The 26,217-nt window shown below is 70.4% G+C and carries 21 protein-coding genes; 7 read left to right on the top strand and 14 right to left on the bottom strand.

All coding sequences use genetic code 11. The features are described 5' to 3' along the window. Positions 1–47 precede the first annotated feature (47 nt). Positions 48–326 (bottom strand): twin-arginine translocase TatA/TatE family subunit, encoded by a 279-nt coding sequence (tatA, locus tag MT346_RS07890; protein ID WP_374202516.1) that lies wholly within the window; start codon positions 324–326, stop codon positions 48–50. A 128-nt stretch (positions 327–454) separates the two neighbouring features. Then, positions 455–3,235, bottom strand: a complete 2,781-nt coding sequence (locus tag MT346_RS07885; RefSeq protein WP_243562275.1) for a glycoside hydrolase family 2 protein — start codon at positions 3,233–3,235, stop codon at positions 455–457. A 231-nt stretch (positions 3,236–3,466) separates the two neighbouring features. Between MT346_RS07885 and MT346_RS07880 the strand changes: the two genes are divergently transcribed. Both MT346_RS07880 and MT346_RS07875 read left to right on the top strand, forming a co-directional pair. Then, complete coding sequence (locus MT346_RS07880) at positions 3,467–3,886, top strand: pilus assembly protein CpaE (protein WP_243562273.1); 420 nt, start codon at positions 3,467–3,469, stop codon at positions 3,884–3,886. Positions 3,887–3,945: 59 nt separating this feature from the next. After that, on the top strand, positions 3,946–4,776 hold the full coding sequence (locus tag MT346_RS07875) for an aldo/keto reductase (RefSeq protein WP_243562272.1): 831 nt from the start codon (positions 3,946–3,948) through the stop codon (positions 4,774–4,776). Positions 4,777–4,837: 61 nt separating this feature from the next. Here the strand turns inward: MT346_RS07875 and MT346_RS07870 are convergent, their stop codons facing one another. The 4 genes from MT346_RS07870 to dnaK form a co-directional block, all read right to left on the bottom strand. Beyond that, positions 4,838–5,248 carry a heat shock protein transcriptional repressor HspR gene (locus MT346_RS07870; RefSeq protein WP_243562423.1) on the bottom strand — a complete coding sequence of 137 codons (411 nt, stop codon included), beginning with the start codon at positions 5,246–5,248 and terminating at the stop codon, positions 4,838–4,840. Positions 5,249–5,374: 126 nt separating this feature from the next. Continuing rightward, positions 5,375–6,373 (bottom strand): DnaJ C-terminal domain-containing protein, encoded by a 999-nt coding sequence (locus MT346_RS07865; RefSeq protein WP_243562271.1) that lies wholly within the window; start codon positions 6,371–6,373, stop codon positions 5,375–5,377. Between the two features lie 23 nt (positions 6,374–6,396). Then, positions 6,397–7,044 carry a nucleotide exchange factor GrpE gene (locus MT346_RS07860; protein ID WP_243562269.1) on the bottom strand — a complete coding sequence of 216 codons (648 nt, stop codon included), beginning with the start codon at positions 7,042–7,044 and terminating at the stop codon, positions 6,397–6,399. 2 nt (positions 7,045–7,046) lie between these two features. Then, positions 7,047–8,909 (bottom strand): molecular chaperone DnaK, encoded by a 1,863-nt coding sequence (gene dnaK / locus MT346_RS07855; RefSeq protein WP_243562267.1) that lies wholly within the window; start codon positions 8,907–8,909, stop codon positions 7,047–7,049. Positions 8,910–9,148: 239 nt separating this feature from the next. On the opposite strand from dnaK, the gene MT346_RS07850 reads away from it, so the two are divergent. Next, positions 9,149–11,302: a hypothetical protein gene (locus MT346_RS07850; protein ID WP_243562265.1), complete on the top strand. Its 2,154-nt coding sequence runs from the start codon at positions 9,149–9,151 to the stop codon at positions 11,300–11,302. 158 nt (positions 11,303–11,460) lie between these two features. Next, positions 11,461–11,898: a DUF3060 domain-containing protein gene (locus MT346_RS07845; RefSeq protein WP_243562263.1), complete on the top strand. Its 438-nt coding sequence runs from the start codon at positions 11,461–11,463 to the stop codon at positions 11,896–11,898. 555 nt (positions 11,899–12,453) lie between these two features. On the opposite strand, the gene MT346_RS07840 is transcribed toward MT346_RS07845, so the two are convergent. The 4 genes from MT346_RS07840 to MT346_RS07825 are packed head-to-tail and all read right to left on the bottom strand — an operon-like array spanning position 12,454 to position 17,665. After that, on the bottom strand, positions 12,454–13,881 hold the full coding sequence (locus MT346_RS07840; protein WP_243562262.1) for a polysaccharide biosynthesis tyrosine autokinase: 1,428 nt from the start codon (positions 13,879–13,881) through the stop codon (positions 12,454–12,456). A 54-nt stretch (positions 13,882–13,935) separates the two neighbouring features. Then, positions 13,936–14,925 (bottom strand): glycosyltransferase family 4 protein, encoded by a 990-nt coding sequence (locus tag MT346_RS07835; protein WP_243562261.1) that lies wholly within the window; start codon positions 14,923–14,925, stop codon positions 13,936–13,938. Beyond that, positions 14,922–16,379, bottom strand: a complete 1,458-nt coding sequence (locus MT346_RS07830) for a hypothetical protein (RefSeq protein WP_243562259.1) — start codon at positions 16,377–16,379, stop codon at positions 14,922–14,924. The genes MT346_RS07835 and MT346_RS07830 overlap by 4 nt, the downstream gene beginning before the upstream one ends. Beyond that, the gene (locus MT346_RS07825) at positions 16,376–17,665 is read right to left on the bottom strand and encodes a hypothetical protein (protein WP_243562257.1); all 1,290 of its coding nucleotides are present in this window, start codon (positions 17,663–17,665) and stop codon (positions 16,376–16,378) included. The genes MT346_RS07830 and MT346_RS07825 overlap by 4 nt, the downstream gene beginning before the upstream one ends. Before the next feature lie 55 nt (positions 17,666–17,720). Here MT346_RS07825 and MT346_RS07820 point away from each other — a divergent pair, with 55 nt between their 5' ends. Beyond that, positions 17,721–18,572: a glycosyltransferase gene (locus MT346_RS07820; RefSeq protein ID WP_243562256.1), complete on the top strand. Its 852-nt coding sequence runs from the start codon at positions 17,721–17,723 to the stop codon at positions 18,570–18,572. Further along, positions 18,569–19,759, top strand: coding sequence for a glycosyltransferase (locus MT346_RS07815; protein ID WP_243562255.1), 1,191 nt, complete (start codon positions 18,569–18,571; stop codon positions 19,757–19,759). The genes MT346_RS07820 and MT346_RS07815 overlap by 4 nt, the downstream gene beginning before the upstream one ends. Before the next feature lie 88 nt (positions 19,760–19,847). Here MT346_RS07815 and MT346_RS07810 read toward each other — a convergent pair whose 3' ends face one another. Genes MT346_RS07810 through MT346_RS18380 form a run of 3 tightly spaced genes read right to left on the bottom strand, consistent with a single transcriptional unit; the run spans position 19,848 to position 23,612 of the window. Next, positions 19,848–20,585 carry a sugar transferase gene (locus MT346_RS07810; protein ID WP_243562254.1) on the bottom strand — a complete coding sequence of 246 codons (738 nt, stop codon included), beginning with the start codon at positions 20,583–20,585 and terminating at the stop codon, positions 19,848–19,850. Further along, positions 20,582–21,592, bottom strand: a complete 1,011-nt coding sequence (gene galE, locus MT346_RS07805; RefSeq protein WP_243562253.1) for a UDP-glucose 4-epimerase GalE — start codon at positions 21,590–21,592, stop codon at positions 20,582–20,584. Before galE ends, MT346_RS07810 begins: the two co-directional genes overlap by 4 nt. 13 nt (positions 21,593–21,605) lie before the next feature. Further along, a complete protein-coding gene (locus tag MT346_RS18380; protein WP_243562252.1) occupies positions 21,606–23,612 on the bottom strand; it encodes an acyltransferase family protein in 2,007 nt (668 codons plus the stop codon). A gap of 90 nt (positions 23,613–23,702) precedes the next feature. Between MT346_RS18380 and MT346_RS07795 the strand changes: the two genes are divergently transcribed. Then, positions 23,703–24,875, top strand: a complete 1,173-nt coding sequence (locus MT346_RS07795; protein WP_243562251.1) for an ankyrin repeat domain-containing protein — start codon at positions 23,703–23,705, stop codon at positions 24,873–24,875. A gap of 113 nt (positions 24,876–24,988) precedes the next feature. Here MT346_RS07795 and MT346_RS07790 read toward each other — a convergent pair whose 3' ends face one another. Next, entirely contained in the window at positions 24,989–26,176 is a 1,188-nt protein-coding gene (locus MT346_RS07790; RefSeq protein ID WP_374202517.1) for a glycoside hydrolase family 1 protein, read from the bottom strand. Positions 26,177–26,217: the final 41 nt, after the last annotated feature.

The raw sequence follows: 26,217 nt of genomic DNA, 5'->3' as shown, positions 1-26,217 counted from the left end.
GCCCCCGTGTGGGACCACGGGGGCTTCAGCAACGGGGCGGGACCGGATCAGCTCCGGTGGTCGGTGGTGTTCGGCTGGACCGAGGGTCCGGGGTTGACGACCGGGACCTGCTGCGCAGCAGGGGTGGTCGGCTCGGCCGTGGTGTTCTGGACGGTGCCGTCCGTGCCCTTGGCCTTCTTGTCGTCGGTGTCCATCTCCTTCTTGAAGATGTTGATCGACTGGCCGAGGCCCTTGGCCAGGGCCGGCAGCTTGGTGGCGCCGAAGAGCAGGATGACGATCCCGAGGATGATCAGCAGGTGCAGACCGGTGAGGTTTCCGAGCATCATGACTCCTTGATTCTGGAACTGGTCGCCGTCAGCGGATCGTCATCGATGCGCCCAGCGGAAGTCCGCGTTCGTCCGATGGTACCGCGCGTGCGTCCGGAAGCACAGGCGGGGCCGGGAACGGACACCGCTCATTCAGGATCGACGTGGTCGTCGAGGACGCGATCGAGGGTCCACATCACCGCGGCACCGGTGAGCGAGGGGATGTCGGCCTCGGTCACGCCGTGCAGGCGGAAGGCCACCTGCTCCCCCGGCAGCAGGGTCATGAAGCCGCGGTCGACCGTGCCACCCGGCTGCACCCGGTCCGGCTGCAGCAGCAGGTCGCGCACGAGCGACTCCGCCTCCACCACCAGGTCGAGCCCGTCGCCGTCCGCAGCCGGCGAGAACGCCGCCCGGTAGTGCGCGGGCTCCCAGCGCATGTCCTTGTCGGGTCCCGGCGTCCACACGGCACGTCGCCAGTCCATGTCCGCGATGACGAGCTCGGCCGTCGGGTCGGCCACGACGCCGACCGCCGCCGGCAGCGGCACGACGGCGACGCCGGCCTTGTCCAGCCGGACCGGCAGCTCGGCCTCGGCCAGCACCCGTCCGGACAGGTCGACCCGACGGACGCGCACCACGCTGTCCAGACCGCGGCGCGTCGATCGCACCGCGATCTCGATCGGCGACGAGGTGCCCTCGTCCGGGCGGTCGAGCACGGCGGTGTCACCCGGCGCCGAACCGGAGCCGGCGGACCCGACCACGGCAACGGACCCGACTGCGACGCCGGAGCCGTCCGCGGCACCGGACCCGACCGTCTCGGGGACCGGCAGCGACGCGGTGGTCTGGTCCGAGCCTCCTGGCCGTCCGGCGCTGTCCGCAGGCGCCCGACCGGTCGCGACCGACACCCGCGACGCCGGTCGGATCGTCAGCAGCACGTCGTCGTACAGGCGGCGCAGCTCGTGCGCCAGCGGCTTCAGCCGCCCCGCCGAGTCGATCGCCGACCACGACGACACCGGCCACAGGTCGTTCAGCTGCCACACGATCACGCCGGTGTTCCGCGGCCAGTGGGTCCGCCAGTGCTCGACCCCCGTGGCGATCGCGCGGGCCTGCTGCAGCTGCGTCAGGTAGTGCCACCGGTCCAGGTCGGTGTCCCAGCCGGTGCCGAACCGGGGCTCGAGCCCGCGGGCGAGCTTCGCCATGCCGTCCGCGGCCTTCTGGTGGTGCACGACTCCGGGCGACGTCGGCGTCATCGGGTCGTCGGACACGGCGTCGCGCAGGGTGCGCCAGGCGGGCGGCGCCTGCCAGCCGAACTCGGACACGAACCGCGGCACCGAGTCGCGGTAGTGGTCGTCGGACAGCCGGTTCCAGACGTCCCACGAGTGGTGTGTCTCGTTGTCGACGTCGTTCGCGAACAGCGACTCCGACCCGGACCACGGCGACGCCACCGTGTAGAAGCGCGACGGGTCGACCGCGTCGACGATCGTCGGCAGCAGGTCGAGGTAGTAGTCGAGCCCCCAGCCGCGGTCGCCCAGGTCCTTCGCCCAGCCGTCGGCGTCGTGCAGCCAGATGTTCTCGTTGTTGCCGTTCCACAGCACCAGCGACGGGTGCCGCGACAGCCGCGCGACGTTGTCCCGCGCCTCGGCCACGACCTCGCTGCGGAGCGGTTCGATCTCCGGGTAGGCCGAGCACGCGAACGGGAAGTCCTGCCACACCAGCAGTCCGAGTTCGTCGCAGACCTCGTAGAAGTCGTGCGACTCGTACACGCCGCCACCCCACACGCGGACCAGGTTCGTGTTGAGCGACGCCGCCGCGGCGAGCCGGTCCTGGTAGCGGGCGCGGTCGACCCGCGAGACGATGACGTCGTCCGGGATCCAGTTCACCCCGCGCACGTCGATCAGCGTGCCGTTGACGTGGATGTCGAAGGGCCGCCCGGTGTCGTCCTTGGTGGTGTCGATCCGCGTGGACCGGAACCCGGTGCGGAACGTCTGCCGGTCGAGCACCTCGCCCTCGACCGTCTGCAGCTCGACGAAGACGTCGTACAGGGGCTGCTCGCCGTACCCGCGGGGCCACCAGAGCCGCGCGTCGGGGATCCGCACCGTGACGACGGTCTCGTCCTCCTTCGGCGTGACCTGCGCGCGCGAGCGCTGCCGGGTCGTCGTGCCCTCGGCGGTCTCCCCCGCCACGGTCACCACGAGCACCAGGTCGTCGTCCTCACCGTCCTGGTCCAGGTCGTTCGCGCCCGAGCGCTCGAACGCGATGTGGGCGTCGAGGACCCCCTCGCCCGCCTCGACGTCGACCAGCGGCCGGACGTCGCGCAGTCGGGCGGTGGACCAGCGCTCGATCGCGACGTCGCGCCACGGTCCGCTCGTGACCGCGGTCAGGCCCCAGTCCCAGCCGAAGTTCGACGCCATCTTGCGCACGTAGGGGAACGGCTCGTCGTACGGTCCGGGCATCGCGCCCGCGCGGGCAGCGACGCGGCCTGCTTCGCGGTACGGCGACTCGAACAGGATCTCGAGCGTCCGGTCGTCGTCGCCGCTCCCGCCGATGCGGTTCAGCAGGTCGAAGCGGTAGCGGCGGTGCATGTTGCGCGTGGTCCCGACGACCACGCCGTCCAGGCTCAGCTCGGCGACGGTGTCGAGTCCGTCGCAGACCAGGTCGACGCGTTCGTGTCCGCGCGGGTCGACGTCGAGCTGTCGACGGTAGGTCCAGTCCGCGCGACCGACCCATGCGGCCGACGGCTCGTTCCGGTCGAAGGCGGGGTCGGGCAGCAGCCCCTCGCGCTGCAGGTCGGTGTGCACCTGCCCCGGCACCGTCGCGCTGATGCCCGGTCCGCGCAGGGCGGCCAACACCGCCGCCGGTGCACCGGCGGGCGCGGAGTCGTCGCCGATCGACACGGTCCAGTCGCCCTGGAGTTCCTCGCGGTCGAGGGTCATAGCGGTCCTTCTCTTCGGCGGAGCGCCCCGGGGTCCGCCGCGGTCGGGGCCCGGCCGTCGGTGGTGCCGTGGCCGGTCTGCGGCCTGGAGGCACGGCACCGGTGGTCCGGGCAGCGTCGCGTCGCGCGCGCGGAACGTACCAGGACGATCCGCGCGCGTGGGTGCTCCGTGATGCTAGTACGGGTTGCCATCGGGAACACGTGCGGGCGGCGTTGGTGGCAGGTTGGTGGGGTGATCACCGTCGAACTCGCCAAGACCCTCCGTGATGCCGGACTCCGTTGGAACCCCGCAACGGGCGACCGCTTCGTCATCGACAAGCCCGGGGTCGACGACGACGTCTACACCGTGTCGGAGATGACCGTCGAACGGCACGACCACCCGTCGGGCACGATCCTGGGCTTCAACGGCACCACCGAGTGGGCACTCGACTCGGTGACCGCCGCCGAGTCGCTCTGGCTGCCGCGCGAGGACCAGCTGCGTGACCTGCTCGGCCCGTCGTTCATCGGGCTGACCCGTGTGTCGAACGGGGACCGCGTCGTGTACACCGTGACGGCGACGATCTCGGGCGCCGACCGGACCTTCGCGTCCGCCGACCCGGCCATGGCGTACGGCGAGGCCCTGGCGGCGTACATCCGCGCGTCGCTCGCGTGAACCCCGTTCGCTGAGTGTTGCCGGAACGCCGCTCGGACGTCCGCTGGTTGTCTGGGGTCATGACCGTTCCGAACATCACACTCAACGACGGCAAGACCATCCCGCAGCTCGGCTTCGGTGTGTTCCAGATCGACCCCTCGGAGACCAAGGCGGCGACGCTCGCGGCCCTCGAGGTCGGCTACCGCCACATCGACACCGCCGAGATGTACGGCAACGAGAAAGAGGTCGGCGAGGCGATCGCCGAGTCCGGCATCGACCGCTCCGAGATCTTCGTGACCTCGAAGCTCAACAACGGCTTCCACGACCCCGAGGCAGCGCTCGAGAACGGCAAGAAGTCGGCCGAGCTGCTCGGCGGGTACACGGACCTCTTCCTCATCCACTGGCCGCTGCCCACCGTGACGGACTTCGTCCCCACGTGGAAGGCGATGGAGGAGCTGTACCGCGGCGGCACCGCCCGCTCGATCGGCGTCTCGAACTTCCAGGCGCACCACCTCAACCGCCTCAAGGCCGAGACGACCATCACGCCGTCGGTCAACCAGATCGAGGTGCACCCGTACCTGACCCAGGACGAGCTCCGCGCCCACAACCGCGAGCTCGGCATCGCGACCGAGGCCTGGTCCCCGATCGCCCAGGGCCTGGTGCTCGACGACGAGACCATCACGCGCATCGCCGGCAACGTCGGCAAGACCCCGGCGCAGGTCGTGCTCCGTTGGCACATCCAGCGCGGCGACATCGTGTTCCCGAAGTCGGTGACCCGCTCGCGCGTCGAGGAGAACTTCGCGATCTTCGACTTCGAGCTCTCCGACGAGGACATGACCGACATCACCACGCTCGACAAGGGCCACCGCACCGGCCCGGACCCGGACACGTTCGACTACGTCCCGGCGTAGTCCGAGCGACCGCATGGCGAAGGCCCCCTGCCGATCACGGCAGGGGGCCTTCGTCATGACGTCAGTGCGGTGGTCGCCAGAGCACGATCTGCGTGTTGCGCTCCGGACGCGAGCCCGCACGCAGCGACACCGCGGCACCGCTCGCCGTGGCCGCGAACACCCGGGCGCCGGGACGGTTGATCAGCTGGTCTGCCAGGGCCGTCTCGAGTTCGCGGACCCGGTCACGCAGCTGCTTGTTCTCGTTCTCGAGCTCGAGCACGCGGCGGATCCCCTCGAGCGACACGCCCTCGGAGCCCAGCCGCGCGATCTCGCGCAGCTGTACGACGTCGCGCATCGAGTACCGACGCGAGCCGCCGCGGGTGCGCCCCGGCACGACCAGGCCGAGCCGGTCGTACTGCCGGAGCGTCTGCGGGTGCATCTCCGCCAGCTCCGCGGCGACCGCGATCGCGAAGACGGGCGAGTTCTCGTCCATGTCGGTCATGGCGTGGGTCCCTTCCGTCGTCCGCGTGGTCTGCGACCAGCCTGGAGGCCCGGTGCGGCTTCCTGACGGAGCCGCGCCGGGCCTCCTGGCCGGGTCTGGTGCATGTGGTGCGCGACGCTAGCCGCGCGCCTTGGCGAGCAGGTCCTCGCGCGGGTCCTCGTCGGGCAGGGCCGCGGCGAGCGCCTCGACCGCTTCCTTCGCCTTGTCGGACAGGTGCGACGGCACCGCGACCTGGACCGTCGCCAGCAGGTCGCCCGTGCCGGTCTTGGTCGTGACGCCGCGGCCCTTGACGCGCAGGACGCGACCAGAGGGCGTGCCCGGAGCGACCCGCAGCTTGACGGGCTCGCCGCCGAGCGTCGGGACCTGGATGGTGGCGCCGAGCGCTGCCTCGACGAACGTCACGGGGACGTCCACGCGCAGGTGCTGCCCGTCGCGCTCGAAGACCGGGTGCTTGCGGACGTGCACCGCGACCACCAGGTCACCAGCGTCGCCGCCGTCCGGGCTCGGTTCGCCGCGGCCCCGCAGCCGGATCTTCTGACCGTCCGCGACCCCCGCGGGGATCCGGACGTTCACCGGCCGGCCGTTGCCCTGCGCGAGCTTGACCGTGTCGCCGGCGATCGCCGTGGCGAAGTCGAGCGTCGTCGTCGCGGTGACGTCGCGCCCCTTCGTCGGACCACCGAAGCCGCGGTACCCGCCGGAGGACTGGCCGAAGCCAGCACCGCCGCCGAACATCCCGCCCAGGATGTCCTCGAAGCCGCCGGCACCGCCCTGGCCGAAGCGGACACGCTGTCCGCCACCGCCCTGCTGGCCGAACATCCCGCCGAAGACGTCCTCGAATCCGCCGCCCTGGCCCGGGCCGCCCGCCGTGAAGCGAGCGCCCGAGCCCATGGCACGGACCTGGTCGTACTCGGCGCGCTGGTCCTTGTCGGACAGCACCGAGTACGCCTCGCTGATCTCCTTGAACCTGGCCTCGGCGGCAGCGTCACCCGGGTTGGAGTCCGGGTGGTACTGCCGCGCGAGCTTCCGGTAGGTCTTCTTCAGGTCGGCCTCGGACGCCTTCTTGTCGACACCGAGGACCGCGTAGAAGTCCTTGTCGAACCAGTCCTGACTGGCCACTGGTACCTACCTTCCGTCCCGGCTCAGGCCGGGACCGCCACCGCGACCTTGGCCGCACGCAGGACACGCTCACCGAGCTTGTAGCCCGGCTCGACGACGTCCGCCACGGTCTGGCCGGTGGCGCCCGGGGTCGGGAGCTGCACGATCGCCTCGTGCACGGTCGGGTCGAAGGGCTCGCCCTTCTCGCCGATCTGCACGAGCTTGAACTTGTCGAAGCCGCCGCGGATCTTCTGCCCGATGACCTGCATGGGGCCCTCGTTCAGATCGCCGTGGGCCTCGGCCCGGGTCAGGTCGTCGAGCGCCGGCAGGAGTGCCCGGACGACCTCGGCGATCGCGACCTCGCGGTTGGCTTCACGGTCACGCTCGACGCGCTTGCGGAAGTTCACCAGCTCGGCCTGCGCACGGAGCATGTCCGCGCGCATCTCGGCGACCAGGTCGCGGTCGGCAGCGCTGAGCTTGTCCTCCGCCATGCCGCGTGCGGCGTCGGCCAGCAGTGCCTCGTCCTCGGGGGACAGGTCCTGCTCGCCGCCCGCCGGGGCGTCCGTCGGGACCTCGACGTCCGGCCCCTCGGCCTCGATCAGGTCCTCGGGCTCGGCCGCGTTCGTGGCGTCCCCCTCGACCTGGGGCTCCTCGTTGTTCTCGACGTTGTCGTCGTTCGTGGAGTCCGTCATCGTTACTTCTTGTCCTTGTCGTCCTCGTCGTCCACGACCTCGGCGTCGACGATGTCCTCGTCGTCAGCCGGCTGCTCGGCGTTCGGCTGCTCGCCACCGGCCGCGGCGCCCGCGTCCTGCTGCGAGTAGATGGCCTGGCCGAGCTTGCCCTGCGACTCGTTGAGCTTGTCGAAGGCGGTCTTGACCGCGTCATCGTCCTCGCCCGCCAGGGCGGACTTCAGCGCGTCGACGTCGCCCTGCACCTCGGACTTGACGTCCGCGGGGAGCTTGTCGTCGTTCTCCTTGATGAGCTTCTCGATCGAGTAGACGAGCTGCTCGGCCTGGTTGCGACGCTCGTTCGCCTCACGACGGGCCTTGTCCTCGGCCGCGTGCTCCTCGGCTTCGCGGACCATGCGCTCGATGTCCTCCTTCGGCAGCGACGAGCCGCCGGAGATGACCATCGACTGCTCCTTGCCGGTGCCCTTGTCCTTGGCGGACACGTGCACGATGCCGTTCGCGTCGATGTCGAAGGTGACCTCGACCTGCGGCACGCCACGGGGAGCCGGCGCGATGCCGGTGAGCTCGAACGTGCCGAGCGGCTTGTTGTCGCGGGTGAACTCGCGCTCGCCCTGGAAGACCTGGATCGCGACCGACGGCTGGTTGTCGTCAGCGGTCGTGAAGGTCTCGCTGCGCTTGGTCGGGATCGCGGTGTTGCGGTCGATGAGCTTCGTCATCAGGCCGCCCTTGGTCTCGATGCCGAGCGAGAGCGGCGTGACGTCGATGAGCAGGACGTCCTTGCGCTCGCCCTTCAGGACACCCGCCTGCAGGGCGGCGCCGACGGCGACGACCTCGTCCGGGTTGACGCCCTGGTTCGGGGACTTTCCGCCGGTCAGTTGCTTGACGACCTCGGCCACGGCGGGCATGCGGGTCGAGCCACCGACCAGGACCACGTGCGCGATGTCGTTGACGGACACGCCCGCTTCCTTGATGACGTCGTTGAAGGGCTTCTTCGTGCGGTCGAGCAGGTCCGAGGTCATCTGCTCGAACTGGGCGCGCGAGATGGTCTCGTCGAGGTTCAGGGGGCCGTCGGCGGTCAGCGTGAGGTACGGCAGCTGGATGCTGGCGCTCATCTGGCTCGACAGTTCCTTCTTGGCCTGCTCGGCGGCTTCCTTGAGGCGCTGCTTGGCGATCTTGTCCGTGGACAGGTCGACGCCGTGCTCGTCCTTGAACTTCTTGATCAGGTGGTCGACGATGCGCTGGTCCCAGTCGTCACCACCGAGGCGGTTGTCACCCGAGGTCGCACGGACCTGGATGGTCGAGAAGTCGTCGTCCTTGCCCACCTCGAGCAGTGAGACGTCGAAGGTTCCACCACCCAGGTCGAAGACCAGGATGAGCTCGTCTTCCTTGCCCTTGTCGAGCCCGTAGGCCAGCGCGGCCGCGGTCGGCTCGTTGATGATGCGCAGGACGTTGAGGCCGGCGATCTCACCGGCGTCCTTGGTGGCCTGACGCTCGGCGTCGTTGAAGTACGCCGGCACGGTGATGACCGCGTCGGTGACGTCTTCGCCCAGGTACTGCTCGGCGTCGCGCTTGAGCTTGCCGAGGGTCCGGGCCGAGATCTCCTGCGGCGTGTACTTCTTGCCGTCGATGTCGGTCGTCCAGTCGGTGCCGATGTGGCGCTTGACACTGGCGATCGTGCGGTCGACGTTCGTGACGGCCTGGCGCTTGGCGGTCTCGCCGACCAGCACCTCGCCGTCCTTGGTGAAGGCGACGATCGACGGCGTGGTGCGCAGGCCCTCGGCGTTCGCGATGACGGTGGGCTCGCCACCCTCGAGCACGCTGACGACCGAGTTGGTGGTTCCGAGGTCGATGCCTACTGCACGTCCCATGTGGTGTTGCTCCTTCTGTTGGATGCGTGGTGCTGAAGTCTGCCGGACTTGCGTCCGATGGGCTCAACTCTACTCCGGACGGGAGGCGCGTCAACTTCCGGAGCGGAAACTTGCGTCGATCAGACGCAACTCCCAGGTCGGAGCGGTATTTGAGTTCTGGCATTTCACATGATATGTTGAATACACCTGTCCTGGCCCCGGTTTCGAGGCCACATCACGAGAGAGCATCAGACCCCCTCATGAAGATCACCAAGAACCGACTGCCGAAGGTGCTGGGCGCGAGTGCCCTCATCACGGCGACCGTCCTGAGTGGCATGGCCTTCGGCCCGGCCGCCGATGCCGCCGACCTTCCGCCCGTCGTCAAGCACATGCCCCTGGCATTCGAGCTGAGCGATGGGACCTTCATCGCACCGCACCCGGTGCCTTATACGGCACCCGATGGAACGCAGCTCATGTACTCGAAGAAGTTCTACGAGCTCCCTTCGGACGGGTCGCTCACGTACGTCGACTTGATCGAAGTGACCAAGGGTCGCTACGCCATGATGAACGAGGCCCACAACCAGTGTTACTGGGCACTAAAGTTCAGCACGCCTTATGTGACCATGGGCAGCGCCAGCTCCACGGAAAGCGTCTGCGCGGACGCCTCCGTGGGTGCTGCCTACGGGTGGGGGCTCAACGCCAACGGCACCCTCGTGAACATTATGACAAACGGTCTCGCCCTTGGAGTCGACCCGGACTTCAAGTACCAGTACAACTCGGAGTCGCGCGTCGCTCTGAAGCAGGCGTCGATCGACGACCCCTCCTTCGCGTCCCTGGCCGGAAGCCAGCAGCAGAACGGCGGGTTCAACGCCCAGGGCGTCGCCTCGTCAGCGACGATCAAGGCCGGCGAGCAGCAGGACGTCGCGTTCGGCATGAAGGCCGATGCCGCGGTGACGAAGCTGACGAACACCACCGTCGAGGCGAAGGCCCCGTCCGGCACCACCTTCACCGCCGGGCAGACCACGCTGACGGGCAAGTACCGTGCGTCGGCCAGCGACGCCTGGTCAGACGACAAGACCTTCACCGTGTCGGGCTCGGTCATGGCGAGCGGCTCCCTGTTCCGCGGCACGATCACCGACGTCGACGGCGCGAAGATCGCCGCCGGCAGCGAGCTGCAGTGGAAGGTGAACGTTGCCGCGCCCGCCAATGCGAAGGACGACCAGCAGGACCTCGACTTCACGGCGTCGGGCAAGACGAACGCAGGCGACTTCACGGTCACCGGCAAGTCGCCGGTCACCATCACCGCAGACAACTCGGGAGTGAACAACCCGTTCTCCGTCGACGCACCGATCGACGGCTCCGAGCACAAGGGCGAGAACACGCGCTTCTCGGGCAAGGGCTCGGCTGGCCAGAAGATCACCCTGCACGTCGACAACTTCGCGACCGCGGACGTCACCACCACGGTGAAGCAGGACGGCACCTGGGACGTGAACAAGTACACCGGCACCGGCGAGTACAAGTTCACCATCACCCAGACCGACAACGGCACGGCCAACGGCAGCAAGTCGCTGACCATCAACCCGTCCGCTGCGCCGATCAACAACCCGTTCTCGGTCGACGCACCGATGGACGGCTCCGACCACAAGGGCGAGGACACCGTCTTCTCCGGCAAGGGCTCGGCTGGCCAGCAGGTCACGGTCCACGTCGACAACTTCCCGAGCGTCGACGTCACCACCACCGTCAAGAACAACGGCACCTGGTCCGTCGTCAAGCACACCGGTGTCGGCGAGTACAAGCTCACCGTCACCCAGAAGAACGGCGCAACGGCCAACGGCAGCAAGTCGCTGACCGTCAACCCGTCCGCCGCGCCGATCAACAACCCGTTCTCGGTCGACGCACCGGTCGACGGTTCGGACCACAAGGGCGAGGACACCACCTTCTCGGGCAAGGGCTCGGCCGGCCAGCAGGTCACCATCCACGTCGACAACTTCCAGAGCGTCGACGTCACCACCACCGTCAAGAACGACGGCACCTGGTCCGTCAACAAGCACACCGGCACCGGCGAGTACAAGATCACCGTCACCCAGAAGGACGGCGCGACGGCCAACGGCAGCAAGTCGCTGACCATCAACCCGGCCAACGCGCCGGTCGTCCTGCCCTTCGACGTCACCTCGCCGAAGACGAACACCACGGGCTACAAGGGCGAATGGGTCGAGTTCACCGGCACCGGCACCCCGGGCCGCACGGTGACGCTCAAGGTGACCAACTTCACCAGCGTCTCGCCCTCGGTCGTCGTGCAGAACGACGGGCACTGGTCGCTCAAGAAGACGATCGGTTCCGGTCACTACGACATCACGATCGACCAGGCCGACGGCGACGGCATGACCGACACGAAGTCGCTCAGCCTGAACTGACGCCACCAGAGCCGGGCGGTCGCGACCGTGACCGCCCGGCTCGACACCGCGCCACACCGCGCCACACCAAACCGCACTGCGCCGTCCTGGTCCTTTCCAGGACGGCGCCTGCAGCACGACCACCACCGACCAGAACGACCCGCAACCCGGAGAGCACCATGAAGAAGCGCATCCTGATCGCAGCCACCGCGACGGCCCTCGCCGCCCTCGCCCTGACGGGCTGCACCACCAACAACACGACCACGAAGTCCGGCACGCCGTCACCATCCGCGTCATCGACGCCGAGCACGAAGGCCGATCCGGCCTCGGTCAACTCCGCCTGTGCCGACGGGGTGCAGTCGATCGGCGCGAGCGACAAGACCACCAAGGCCTCGGGCTGCGACTTCGTCGACGTCCTCGGGTCGGGCAACACCCTGACGCTCGGGGACTCCCGCGAGCTGACCGTCGAGGGCTCCAAGAACGCGATCACGGTCTCCGCTGCCACCACGATCACCACGGTCGGCTCGGACAACACCATCTACTACGACGGCGACGAGCCCAAGCACACCGAGATGGGCTCGGGGAACAAGGTCCTGCCCATCGCCCAGAAGCACTGACGACCGCGAACACGCGGTCCTGAGCGCGCGTCTCCACCGCGCGGAACGTCGATCGCCCCCGGCCCATGCCGGGGGCGATCGGCGTTTTCGTCGTGCACCGCCGGGTCGCGCTCGCAGCGGAACGCGACCGGTCCGAGGCCCGCCAGCGCCGGTGTCGGCGTTCCCCACGCCACTCGGGGCGAGCCGGTCGGTCGCGACGACGGGGTCAGGCCGGACGGATGGAACCTGCCCCGGGCCTCCTTGCCGGCGACGCTGCCGGACGATCAGGTCGACGGGTGGCGACGCTCGCCCTGTTGTCCCGAAGACCCGTCACCGCAACGGACCCCGTCCGCCGGGCCCGCTGCGGTGCTGTCGGGCGCTGGCCTGGGGCGGCACCCGCGTCCGTGACGACGGCACCGACGGTGGTGCCGCTCATGACGTGTGCGTTTCCTGCTCGCCCTTCCGGTCGGGGGGCCTCCGGACATGCAACGGCTCCAGCCACACAAGAGCGATGCCTCGAGCCCCACGTCCGGAGACGTGGGGCTCGAGGCATCGCTCGTTCCGGATCCGCTCAGGTCAGCGGGTGACCACCGGCGCGGCTGGGTCCGAATGCCGCCCGGCGAGCGTCTCGGACGCGGCATCGGCCGCGGTACCCGCACGCTGCTCGTAGGTGTAGAGCTGGCGATCGGCGCGCACGGTGCGGACCATGGTCAGGATGGACCCGATCGGCTCGACGCCGGAGTCGCGGAGTGACGCAGCGGCTCGCGCGAGGTGCTTCCGCGAGGTCCCGGCCATGGAGGCCACCAACAGTGTCCCTCCGACGACGCGACCCAGGATGGCCGCGTCGGTCACGGGCAGCATCGGCGGTGCATCGATGATGACGATGTCGAAGGCCTCTTCCAGCTCGTGCAGGACGGCCTTCATGCCGAGGGTGCCGAGCAGTTCCGCCGGGTTCGGGGGGATCTGGCCCGACGGCAGCATGACGAGGTCGTCGCGACCCCACGGCTGCAGGGCGTCTTCGAGCTCGACCCGTCCGATAAGGACGTCGGACAGTCCGGCCTGCCCCTCGAGGCCCATGAGCGACGCGATGCGCGGACGGCGGAGATCCGCGTCCACCAGGGCGACTCGGGCACCGTTCTGGGCGAGCGAGATCGCCAGGTTGGCAGCCGTCGTGCTCTTGCCCTCGTTGGCCACCGACGACGTGACGAGGAAGCTCTTCGTCGCACGACCGGCCTCGAGGAACTGCAGGTTGGTCCGGAGGCGGCGGAACTCCTCGGCGCGCGGGTCCGCGCCGTGGGCGTGCACGACGAGCGGCTGCTCGCGGACACCACGATCGAATGCGATCGACCCGATCACCGGCGCACTGGCGATGCGTTCGACTTCGTCACGGTCACGGAGCCGGACGTCGAGCGTCAGTCGGAGCGCTGCGATCGCGAGTCCGGCGAGGAGTCCCACGGCGCCGCCCCCGACGAGGTTCACGAGCAGACGCGGAGATGCCGGCGTGCTCGGCGCGATCGCCGGCTGGATCGTCTCGATGGCGAACGGGCTCTGGCCCTGGGGGTCGGGCTTCTCCAAGCGGTCCGTGACCACGTGGCGGAGCTGGGCGGCCACGGCGTTCGCGATGGCCGCAGAACGTTCGGCGGAGGTGTCCGTCACGGCGATCGTGACGAGCACGCTGTCGATCGGCGACTGTGCCTCGACCTGCCGTGCGAGATCCACCACGCCGGTGTGGAGCCCGAGCTCGTCGATCACCGGCTGCAGGACGAGCGCGCTCCGGGCCACGCTGGCGAACGTCTGCACCTTCTGTTCGGCAGCGCTGCCGCCCTGCACCAGGTCGGTCGAGGTGTTGCCACCCTTCACCGACACGTACAGCGACGTGGATGCCCGGTACTGCGGCGTGGTGGTGGCGACGAGCGCGGCGCCAGCGCCGATGCCGGCGAGCGTCGCGACGAGGATGATCAGCCAGCCGCGGCGCAGCAGGGTCATGAGCAGGTGGAAGTCCATCGGGTCCTTCTCGAGGTCAGTGGGGATGCGGGGAGGTGAGGAGTTGCGGCGCGATCAGCGCGTGAGGATGCGTCGGTACATGTCGACGTGTTCGGCGACCGCCCTGTCGATGGACAGGCGCCCGCGAACGGTCGGGGCGTTGGCCGCCCACGCCGCAGCGACGCGCTCGTAGTCGGCCATGCGGCGGAGCGCCAGGTCCGACCACCGCGTCGTGTCGTGGATCGGTGGGAGTTCCCACCCTGGTGGGACCTGTTCGTCCGCACCGCTCACGTCGAACAGCAGGACCGGCAGCCCCGACACGGCCGCCTCGCTGGTCACGGTGGAGAGCGCTTCGCGATGCGAGGGCAACACGAGGAAGTGCGACGACGCCATCTCGGTGCCGATCTCGTCGCGGGTGCGTGTGCCGAGGTAGTGGACGTCCTCGTGGACCCCGAGACGCCGAGCCGCGGTCTCGAGCTCGGGACGGAGCGTCTCGCGGTGCGAGATGATCCGCAGCCGAGCCGGTTGTCCGGCGTCGCGGAGCCGACGAAGGAGTTCGAGCGCCAGGTGCACGCGCTTGAACTCGACCAGCTGACCGACGTAGAGCAGGTCCCAGACCTGCCCGGGCCGCGGTCGGGCCCGCGTCGTCGTGGTGAACCGCTCGACCGCGAGGGCACTGCGGATGACCTCGATCTTCCGGTCCGGGACACGCCGGCCCAGGCGACGCCGCTCGTCGTCCGTGAAGACGACGACACGGTCAGCCCGCCGTTCGGTCGCGTTCCGGACCATCCGGTGGTGCCACGGCTTCCACCCGCTCGTGTGGTGGGTGAACACGACACGCGTCCGTGGCTCGACGATCGACCGCAGACAAGCGTTGGTGAGGTGGTTCAGGTGCACGACGTCGAAGGACGCCCAGTCGCCGCGGAAGGTCGGAGCCGCCGTGGTGATGTCGACCCCGGCGTCGGCGAGCGCGTCAGCGAGGAGGCTGTCCGGGGTCTCCGCCATGTGGGACGCACGGTACGCATCGGACTGGGCGAAGATGCCGGAGAGCATGAGGATCTTCATGCGAGCTGCCTTTCAGATCGGCGTCCTGGCCAGAGCGCGGCTCCGGCGGACAGCGCCAGTGGTGGGACGATGAAGTAGATGACGTTCTGCTCGATGACGTTGAAGGACGTGACGCCGGCCTGCGCGACCCACAGGACGAACAGCGCCGCAGCGTAGGAACCGAGCACGGTCGAGGTCCGCCGACGCCACAGGTCGCTGACGGCCAAGAGCACCCCGACGACGAGCCCGCACCCGATCACACCGATCACGCCGAAGCACAGGAAGCCCTCGAACCACGTCGGCAGGAGCTGGTCCTTGCCGACGAAGCTGTGGTAGACGATGTTGTTGTACAGGGCGGTGCTCGAGGCGGTCCGGGCCGCATCGGGGGCGCCCGGGATCGGAGACAGCACCGACAGGACGAAGCTCGTCATCCCGAAGGGGTCCGAGACCCGGACCGGCGGTATCGCTGCGGCGAGTTGCATCGGGGTGCCGAAGTACGGGATCACGGACTGCAGGACCGGGACGAGCTGCAGGGTGGGCGCGTCGAGCCCGGTGCGGGTCACCCACAGGCTGGAACGCAGCGTGCCGACGAGCACGAAGAACGCGGTCAGCAGGCCCAGCAGGCCGGCGAGGTGTCGTCCCCGGAGCGCCCCGGCCGCACGCTCGGCGAAGACGAAGACCATCCCGATGATCGCGTAGGCGACCGTTGCACGGTTGAGCCCGTACGACGCCAGCCCGAAGACGACCGCAACGACGAGGAACGGAACGACGGGGAGGACCGAACGCCCGGCTCGCCGACGGTCGCGCGCGAGCAGGACCAGGCCGACGAACAGCATCGGCCGGAGCACCATGCCGATCAACGGGATCCCGGAGCTCGCGCCCTCGCCGGTGCCCTGGAGCTGTTCGATCGCGCCGGACAGGAACCCGGTGACGGCCCCGGGCGACGGGAACCGGATGACGAGCCCGACTGCCCCCAGGCCGATGAGCACCCAGCTCGAGATGCGGGAGGCGCCGAGTCCGGAGACGCGGAGCGCGACCGGATCGGAGCCCCGGGCGGCCGAACCGACGATCGACGCCGACAGGCGCGTGGCGATCACGACGACGAAGAACAGGACCGCCAGCCAGAGCACGAGCTCCGTGTCGGCGTAGGTCCCCAGGCGGTAGTAGAACGCGTTCCCGTTGCCGAGGTACTGGATGATCACGGGCGTGACACAGCCGCGCATCGTCTCCCACGCGGTGAAGAGGGTCAGTGCGTCGACACGCAGTTCCTCGCGAGACGCACGAGCGACCTCGAGCGCGACGACGACCAGGACGGCTTCGACCAGGACCGGCAGGGTCAGGACGCCCGCGTCTCCCCCGGTCGTCGCGGCGATGACCAGTGACGCCAGCACGGCGCTCAGCGCAACGGCACGGATGGCCCAGTGGATCACCCGTCGACTCGCCACGACGGGAGCGGGGATCGGTGCGCGCGTCATGCGAGGCTCCCAGCGGCTCGCCGAGCGGGGCGAGCGAGGCCCACCAGCCTGACGGCCACGCCGACCGCGGATCCCGCAGCGGCGACCACGACGATCTGGACGACGTCTCCCCCGGTGGCAGCGCACACCACGAGGCCGCCGAGCACCGTGAGCATCGCGGCGACGTCCGCGCTCACCCAGGTTCCCCAACGGCGCCGTGCGACACACACGTTGCCGACGCTGATGAGCACGGCCCGCAGACATGCGGCGACCAGGACCGCCACGGTGACGGCGACGAGGCCGTCGTAGGAGCGGACGAGTCCGGGGAACACGAACACGAGCAGCGCCAGTGCAGCCGCGGACGAGACGACCGACAGGACCGTCACGACGGTGACGTAGGACCGCGCGGTCCAGTGGTTCTGGCCGGGCCGGGGGGCGGCCAGCTCGCCGACGACAGCCCGCCCCAGGACGACCGGTGCGACGGTCGTGACCGACGCGAAGCGGCTCGCAACACCGTAGACACCGAGTCCGACCGCGCCACCGACGGCGCTGATCCCCCACAGGACCGCCCAGTTCGCGATCTGCCCGAGGACGTTCGCGCTGATCCCGGCCACGACGCCACCGGAGCGGAGGTCGTGGTCGTGCTCGCGGTCGACGACGAGCACATCGGATCCGGTCGGCCGGGGCATCACCCGCAGGGCGACGAGCACGCCGAGCACTCCGACGACGTCCAGCACGAGCATCCCGGCGACGCCGCCGATCGGCCCGAGGACGACGGCGCCGACGAAGGCACCCGCGCTCGATCCGACAGCGCGACCCGCGTCCACCACCGATCCGACGAGGGGCTTGCCGCGCCCGACGACGACCGCGGTGATCCCCTCGGCCACCGGCAGCACGCCGCTGAGGGCACCGAGCACGATCAGGGCGACGATCTCATCGCTGCGCAGCCCCAGGCCGAGGGCTGCGACGCCGATCGGGAGGACCACCGCAGCGCAGCAGGCATTGACGAGGAAGGTCCGCCACCGAGCGAGCACGAGGACGCGGACGAGTGGGAGCAGGTCGGTCGAGCGTCGCTGGGTCGTCCTGGCAGCCGCCGCGTTGGTCATCGCGCTCGTCGTCGACCCGAGGACGCTGGCGACTCCGAGCAGCAGGGTCTGCATCGCCACGAACCTGCCGTAGCCCGCCGGCGACAGGACCAGCGCGAGGGTCGCGAGTGCGACGAACTGCCCCGCTCGCCCGCTCAGCGCCGGTGCCACGACCAGGAGGAGGCGGACGACGCGGATCGTGATTCGTCTGGCTCCGGCCATGATCGTCTCCGTTCTCGTGTTCCAACATCCTAGCAGTTGATATACAATACTGTACATGACGAAATCCGACGACCTCAGCGCTCCGCCTCCGCGGCACGGCACGGGCCCGGCAGTGTCCGTGGTCGTACCCGCCGTCCGACTCGACCTCCATCTCCGCACCGCGCTGCAGTCGCTCCTGACGCAGACGCTGCAGGACATCGAGGTCGTCCTGGTCCTCGACGGCGTCGGCAACGACGGCTGGGACCACCCGGACGATCGCGTCCGGGTCCTCCGCCTGCCGACGCACCAGGGGACCCCCGCCGCGCTCAACGCCGGGCTGGCAGCCAGCGCGGCGCCGTACATCGCGCGTCTCGACGCCGACGACGTGGCGGAGCCCGAGCGCCTGGAACGGCAACTCGGCACACTCACCGCACGCCCGGACCTGATCGGTGTCGGGAGCGCTGCGCTGCTCATCGACGGCGACGACGCCGTGATCGGCGAACTCGAGGTGCCCACGGGCCCCGGCATGGCTGCACACCTGCTGCGGCGGAACGTCTTCGTCCACTCCGCGATGCTGCTCGACGCGGCAGCGCTCCGTGCCGTGGGTGGGTACGACGAACGATGCCTCCGCATGCAGGACTACGACCTCTGGCTCCGCCTCAGTCGGGTCGGCGCGCTGGAGAACACGTCGGAACGGCTGGTGCGGTACCGCGTCCACGACGGGATGCACAGCAGGCAGACGAACCCGTTCGGCAGGTCGGCCCAGGTCGTCGGACGATCGCGCCGTGCACTCGCGCGGTCCCTCGGCCGATCCAGGTCGACGCAGGCGGCCCGTGACCTGGTCTGGACCGCCGGCCAGACCGCCCGCCACCTGGGCCTGCGACGTCCGGGCTACGCGTCCTCGATCGCGGCCGGGGCGGACCGATGAGCCGCCGCTCGGGGACGCTGATCGTCAAGACGTCCGACTTCAGCCTGGACGTCGTCCTCCGTGACCAGCTCCGCGCCCTGTCGACGACCGATCTCGCTCCCGTCCACATCGCGTCCGGCGATCACGGCCGCCTGGCGGAGGTCAGTCGCCGCGAGGGAGTGCAGGCCCACGCCCTCCCGCTCTCACGCGACCCGTCGCCCGCCGAGGACGTCCGAGCGCTGCTCGAGCTCATCCGGCTCATGCGGCGCCTGCGTCCTGAACTCGTCGTCTACGGAACACCCAAGGCGACCTTGCTCGCGGGCATCGCCGCCGTCTGCACACGGGTACCCGCGCGCGTCCAGGTGCTCCACGGCCTGCGACTCGAGACGACGACCGGAGTCGCACGGCAGCTGCTGTTGGCCACCGAGCGACTGGCGCTCCTGCTGTCGACCAGCACGATCGCGGTCAGCCACGGCGTCCGCCGCCGATGCGCGGAACTCGGGCTCCCCGTCGCCGACATGACGGTCCTCGGATCGGGCTCCGTCGTCGGCATCGACACCGCCCGCGCGCGCCGACTCAGTGCCGACCCCGCCGTGCGGCGGCGGATGCGGACCGCACTCGACGCCGGGCCGGACGAACTCGTCGTCGGGTACGTCGGCCGGATCACCCGCGACAAGGGCGTCGAGGTCCTCGTCCGTGCCGTGGCGCGCGCTCGCGACCACGGCCTCCCGATCCGGCTGGCGATGATCGGTCCCGACGAGGGCATCGACGCGCTCGACGACGACGTCCGCCGGCTGCTGGCCGAACCGTGGGTCACGTGCACGGGCAACGTGCCGGACCCCGCTGAGTACTACACCGCGTTCGACGCGTTCTGCATCCCGTCCTTCCGTGAGGGGCTGTCCACCGTGCTGCTCGAGGCCTGGGCTGCCGGTGTGCCGACGATCGTCAGCGACTGCACCGGACTGGGCGACGTCGTCGACGACCGATCCACCGGCATGGTCGTGCCCGTCCGGGACGTCGTGCGGACAGCAGCGGCACTCGAGGAAGTGCTCGGTGACGCCGCGCTGCGAGCTGCACTGCGCGAGCGCGCGCTCCGCCGCGTCGAGGACGACTTCTCGCGAGAGGTCGTGTGGGCCCGGTGCGCAGCGTTCTACCGGACTGCACGGGACAACGGTCGTCGGCGCCTCGGTCGCAGACCCCCGCGCTGAGTGCAACGAGAACGGCCCGTGGTGCGCGCACCACGGGCCGTTCTCGTCGTCACCCCGACGTGGGGCGGGCGTCCACGCCCGGTCCGGGTCAGATGACGACCGGACGCCGACGGTGCTCTGCTTCGGGAACCGCGACGGACGCGGTCGATGCAGCACGCCGGCTCGCCGCCGCAGGAGCGGCCGTGCAGGCCGAGCTGCCCCGACGGGACAGCACCGCGGGCAGGGTCCGCACGAGGATCGCGGCATCGAGGCGCATCGAACAGGCGTCGACGTACTCGACGTCGAACTCGAAGCGCGACCGGAAGTCGAGGTCGTTGCGGCCGTTGACCTGCGCGAGCCCGGATATCCCGGGGCGGACGTCGTGTCGACGCAGGTGCCGGTCGTCGGAGTGGTTCCGGATGAGGCCCTCGAGCTGCGGGCGTGGCCCGATGATGCTCATGTCCCCGCGGAGCACGTTCACCAGGTTCGGCAGTTCGTCGAGACTCGTTGCCCGGAGGAACTGGCCGACCTTCGTGACCCGCATGTGGTCGCTGGCGATCCCGGCGCCGTCGACGTCGTGCCGCATGGACCGGAACTTCAGCATCGTGAAGTGCGCACCGCCCAGGCCGATCCGACGCTGTCGGAAGAACACCGGCCGCCCCTGTGTGACCAGCACAACCCCGGCGATGAGCGCGAACAGCGGCGCGACGATCGCCAGCAGGAGCGCAGCACCGACCAGGTCGGCCGCACGCTTTCCCCGCAGTGATCGGAGCCGGGCGCCGGGGCGCGACGGACTGGCCGTCGTCGACGCCCGGCGGTGCGACAGTGGCAGGTGGAGGCCGGTCATGCCGCGAGCACCGCATCGAGTCGACGGACGCGGGCGGACCACGCGGAACGCGCGATGTCGGCGAGGTCGTGCTCGGCGTGCCAGCCGAGCAGCAGCGCTGCGCGCGTCGGGTCGGCGACCACGGCAGCAGGGTCACCGGCACGTCGTCCGGCATCGGTCGCCGTCGCCGAGCGGCCGCTCGCCTGCCCGACCGCGGCGACGACGTCGAGCACCGATGCCCCGCTGCCCGTCCCGAGGTTGAACGCCGTGGCCCCTGGCCGACGGGACGACAACCAGTCGAGGGCGGCGATGTGCGCGGTGGCGAGGTCGAGCACGTGGATGTAGTCGCGGACGCAGGTGCCGTCCGGCGTTGCCCAGTCGGTGCCGAACACCGGCACCAGGGCCCCCGCGTCGACGGCGTCCACGACGATGGGCACGAGGTTCGATCGTCCCTCGTCGGCCAGGTCGTCCCAGCCGGTCCCTGCGACGTTGAAGTACCGCAGGTTCGCGACGCGGAAGCCGTCGGCCATCGCGGCGTTCGCCGTCATCCACTCGCCGACGAGCTTGGACTGCCCGTAGGGGTTGGTCGGCCGGAGGGGCGCGTCTTCGTGGACCGTGGTGTCGTCGACGTCGCCGTAGACGGCTGCGGAGGACGAGAACACGAGCTGGGTGCAGTCGACCAGGCGCATCGCCGCCAGGAGGTTCGTGAGCCCGCCGACGTTGCGGTCGAAGTACGCCGTGGGCTGCCGCATCGACTCGCCCACCTGCTTCATCGCCGCGAAGTGCACGACGTGCGTGACGCGGTGCTCGAGCATCACCTCGACCAGACGCTCACGCGCGCCGGGGGCGGACACGTCGAGCAGGACGAAGGGGACACCAGCGACGCGGTCGATCCGGCCGGTGGAGAGGTCGTCGACGATGACGACGTGGTCACCCCGCTGCCGGAGGAGCCGGACCACGTGGGAGCCGATGTACCCGGCACCACCCGTGACGAGGATCCGGGCACCTGTCTCGTTCATATCCCACATGACATTGAATATACTACAACTCCACCGGCAGCGCAGCGTCGAGTTGCGGTCGGAGGAGCCGCGCGACGGCGTCCGTCAGGTGCGAGGCATCCCGGTACACGACGACGTTCCACAGGACGGGGCTGCACGACGTCCCGCACACCCACGGGACGGGGTCGACGACATCGACGTGCGGATGGTCGTCGCGCAGCCGCGAAACGCGCCGCCGGGACGCAGCATCGAGCACGGCGTCGCGCGGTGAGGCACATCGCTCCGCCGCGTCGACGTGGTCGGACAAGCACGCGTTGGGCGGGGCGGACCACGACGGGGTGTCCTGCAGCACGGACACCCGGGCGGTCCCCATCCGGTCGAGCGTCCGGCGCGCGCCCGCAGACCATGCAGCAGCGAACGAGGTGTGCGCGACCTGCTGTCCGACGTACCGGGAGGTCGCTTCGCCGATCACGACCTGCTGTGGGCGGATCTGCTCGATGCGGTCGAGGGCCCGTCGGCGCCATCCTTCGCACGCGGCGTACCGCCGGCGCAGCTGGGCGTTCACCACGGCGAAGTCCATGGGCGGACAGGCCGCACGGACCAGGACCACCAGCCGCAGGCCCCGGTCGTGCGCGATCCGTCGGAGCGGTGACGCCCACTGCGCGGCGTGCGAGTCCCCGAAGAGCACCACCGTGCCCGCGGATCCCCGCCGGCTGCCGAACGAGCACGTGCGCACGTCGTCGGCACCGGCCGTCAGCGGTGTCACACACCCGTCTGCGTAGACGGACGGCAGGTCTGCCGACGCCTGCGCCAGACCGGGTCGGGCGTTCGCCGGGACGACCGCGGAACCGTGTGGCCCCGCGAGGACGTCTCGCGCGGTCGGTGCGGGGATCTGCCGGGGATCGGCGAGGCGTCCGGGGAGTGCCACCGTCGCCGATGCCACGACGACGCCGACCATGCCGACGCACACGCCGGCCACCAGGCCCGGGGATCGTCGGGTCAGCCACCGACGGAACCGGGTCTCGACCACCACGAACGTGGCCCACGACACCACGAGCACGGCCGTCAGGGCGGCGGCGAGCTCGAGTCCGGCGAGGGGCACCGACCGTGCAACCTCGGGGAAGGCGAGCACGGGCCAGTGCCAGAGGTACACCGAGTAGGACATGTCGCCGAGCAGCCGCAGAACGCCGCTGCGCGGGACCGAGCCGGCACGCCGGGTCGTGCGGAGCGGTCGCAGCGGGACCACGAGGAGCGCAGCGCCGAGGACGGGGACGACCGCCCAGGGGACGGGGAAGGGCGCGGACTCGTCGACGAGCACCGCCGCGCCGAGGACCGCGCCGAGACCGACCACCCGCAACCCGGCACCGACCGGACGGGGCACGGGCACCGCCCTGCCCGCGGCGATCACGGCGATCAGCACGCCGACACCGAACTCCCACGCACGGGTGGTCGGTGACAGGTACGCGACGTCCGGGGCCGTGACCGTCCCCACGACGAACGAGGCGACCACGAGCAGCGACAGCACGACGATCGACCCGGCCCGGGTCCGCACCGCGAGCAGCACGACCGGCAGCGCGACGAAGAACTGGGTCTCGACGCCGAGCGACCAGAACTGCTCGAACAGCCCGATCTGCTCGCCCGCCAGGTAGTCGGTTCCACGTCCGGTGAGCACGAGGTTCTCGACCCCCAGGAGCGAGGCGACACCGTCCCACAGGGTCGCGGGGAAGTCGAGGAGCGGCAACCGCGCCCGGGCGACCAGGAGCGTGGCGGCCACGACGACGACCGCGGCGGGCAGCAGCCGTTCGACGCGACGGCGGGCGAAGGCCAGGACGTCGATGCCGCCCGTCGCGGCGCGCTCGCGCACGAGCGTCACCGCGACCACGTAGCCGGAGATGACGAAGAACACGTCGACGCCGACGAACCCCCCGCGCAGGAACACCGCATGAGCGTGGTACCCGACCACCAGGGCCGCTGCGAGCGCACGGAGGACCTGGATGTCGGTGCGGATCGGCGCGGGTGCCGGGTCGGGGACAGCGGGGGAACGAGTCACGTCGCCATTCTGACCAGCATGTCACGTCGGACATGCATGATCGGTATTTCTCTGGAGACGATCGGTGATCCACAGGGCTACGCTCGGACCGTGCGATGGAGTCGAGTGAACTGGCCCGCAGTGGGCTACGTGTCCCTCGAGGACTTCGACGGCGCCGCTGACCACCTCCGGCTGCTGCTCGAGGACGCCGCACCCCCGGTTGCGGCTCTGGCGACCGTCCGGTGGACCGACGCCCGCATCGCGGCGTGGACCGTCGAGGCCAGCCACCGGCACGCCCCCGCCGACGACCACGAGCACACCGCGCTCCCCGACCACGGCGAACCCGCCCCGGTCGTCCTGCACGCCACGGTGCTGGTCCGGAACGACGAGGTGCTCGACACCCCGGACGGCCTGTGGCGACGGTGGAACCACGCTCGGGTGACCCTGCGGTTCGCAGACGCCGTCATCGACCCGCCGCTGCTCGACCCGGAGACCCTGCTCGCCGGGGACGCGCACGTGGCCCGCGGCGAGATCGACCACGCGGGCCTGGACACCTGGGAGCTCCGGCTCCTGGTCTCCCCCATCGGTGAGGTCGCCATCCGCTTCACCGACGTCACGGTCCAGGTCCAGAGCGTCCCCGAGGCCGACTTCACCGCGCTCGACGGCCGGCCGGCGCGTGGCTGGCACGGACCGGTGCCGGACGGCTGGGTCGAGTGGGCGTCCGAGGGGGTCCGGGCCGCGGCGTGGGGCGACCTGGGCGGGCTGCACCTGGCCGACGACGCCAGCGACGTCGACGACGTCGACCCGCGGTGGGGCTTCGCACCGCTGCACGCCGCCGCCTGGTTCGACCGGCCCGAGATGATCGCCGAACTCGTGCGGCGCGGTGCGGGCGTCCAGCTCACCGACACCGAGGGACGGACGCCGCTCACCCTGGCGATCGACCGTGACGCACGCGGCGCCGTCGCCGCCCTGGTCGCCGCGGGTGCGGACCTCGGCGCGCGAGACGGCGACGGCAACCCGCCGGTCATCCGCGCCGCGTGGGGTGGTCACGCCGAGGTCGTCCGGATCCTGGCCGACGCCGGGGCGGACACCCGGGCGCGCGGCTCACGGGGTGCAACGCTGCTCATCGCCGCGGTGGACTCCGGCGACGTCGCCACCGTGCGCGAGGTCCTGACACGCGACGTCGACCGCTATGCCACGGACGACGAGGGGTCGAGCGCCGCCGACCGCGCCGAGCTGCTCCGCGACCCGGGCCCCGGCGAACTGCTCGGCATCCACCGCTGACGACGCGTCGCACGACGCCTTCGAGGGAGCAGCAGACGTCGGGTCGCGGCGGCGCACGCGACGATTGCTGCTCCCTCGAGGGGTGTCCGTCAAACCGGCAGACCGTCAGAACGTCAGACGGGCAGCGCGTTGGCGCGCGCGACGCCGCCGTACCAGTGCGCGGACGGCTTGGGCGTGCGCTCGAACGTGACCGGGTCCCATGCCACCAGCCCGAAGGTCGGCCGGAACCCCGAGGCCCACTCGTAGTTGTCGAGCAACGACCAGTGCTGGTAGCCGAGCACGGTGATGCCGTCCTCGATGCAGCGGTGGACGCCTTCGAGGGCGCCCTGCGTGTAGGCCTGGCGGCGGGTGTCGTCCGCGGTCGCGATGCCGTTCTCGGTGATCATGAGCGGCACGTGCCCGGACAGCTCCCACGCACTGCGCAGTCCGTCGGCCGACGCTTCGGGGTAGAACTCCCACCCGGTCAGGGTCGTCTCGACATCGTCGGCGACGGGCAGCGGCCCGTCCGGCCCGATGAACGTGCGCGTGTACGCCTGCACGCCCAGGAAGTCGTCGCCGGCCGCGGCTTCCAGGTACCAGTCGTCGCGCGGGTACCCGTACTCGCGCAGCGCCTGGTCGGCGCCCGGCTCACCGTTGGAGCGGAAGGCCTGCGTCGCGACGGTCCACCCGGACTGGAGGCCCGACACCTGTCCCAGCACATCGCGCGACCGCTGGTGGCTGGCCAGCAGGGCGTCGGCCACGCCGAGATCCGGGTTCGGCAGGCCGTACGCCACCAGGTTGGCCGCGTCCTCGCCACCGGCGAGCATCGCGGCGATGTTCGGCTCGTTGATCGTGCACACGTACCGGACGCCGTCCTGCACGACGGGCAGCGCGGCCTCGGTGTACCGGGCGAACAGGTCGGCGGCGTCGGGGGCACGCCAGAAGCCGTCGCGCTCGAACCACCGCGGCACCGTGAAGTGCATCAGGGTGACGATCGGCTCGAGGCCGAACTCGTGGCAGGTGTCGACCATCCGGCGGTAGTGGTCGACCTCGGCACGGCTGACGAACCCGCGCTCGGGCTCGATGCGCGCCCACTCGATGCTGAAGCGGTAGGAGTTCAGCCCGAGCTCGGCCGCGATCCGGATGTCGTCGCGGTACCGGTGGTAGCTGTCGGCCGCGTCGCCCGAGGGCTCGACGATCGTGGTGTCCGGTTCGTGCTCGTGCACCCACCAGTTGCTGTTGACGTTGTTGCCCTCGATCTGGTGGGCGGCCGTGGCGGCACCCCAGAGGAAGCCGTCGGGGAACTGCAGCGAAGTGATGATGGTGCCTTTCGTGTGCGGGGGTCAGTGCAGACCGAGGTCAG

It is taken from the genome of Curtobacterium sp. VKM Ac-2922 (genome assembly GCF_022815645.1).
Classification (GTDB): Bacteria; Actinomycetota; Actinomycetes; order Actinomycetales; family Microbacteriaceae; genus Curtobacterium.
The sequence above is the reverse complement of the archived record's forward strand: the minus strand, read 5'-3'. Positions and strand labels throughout refer to the sequence as shown.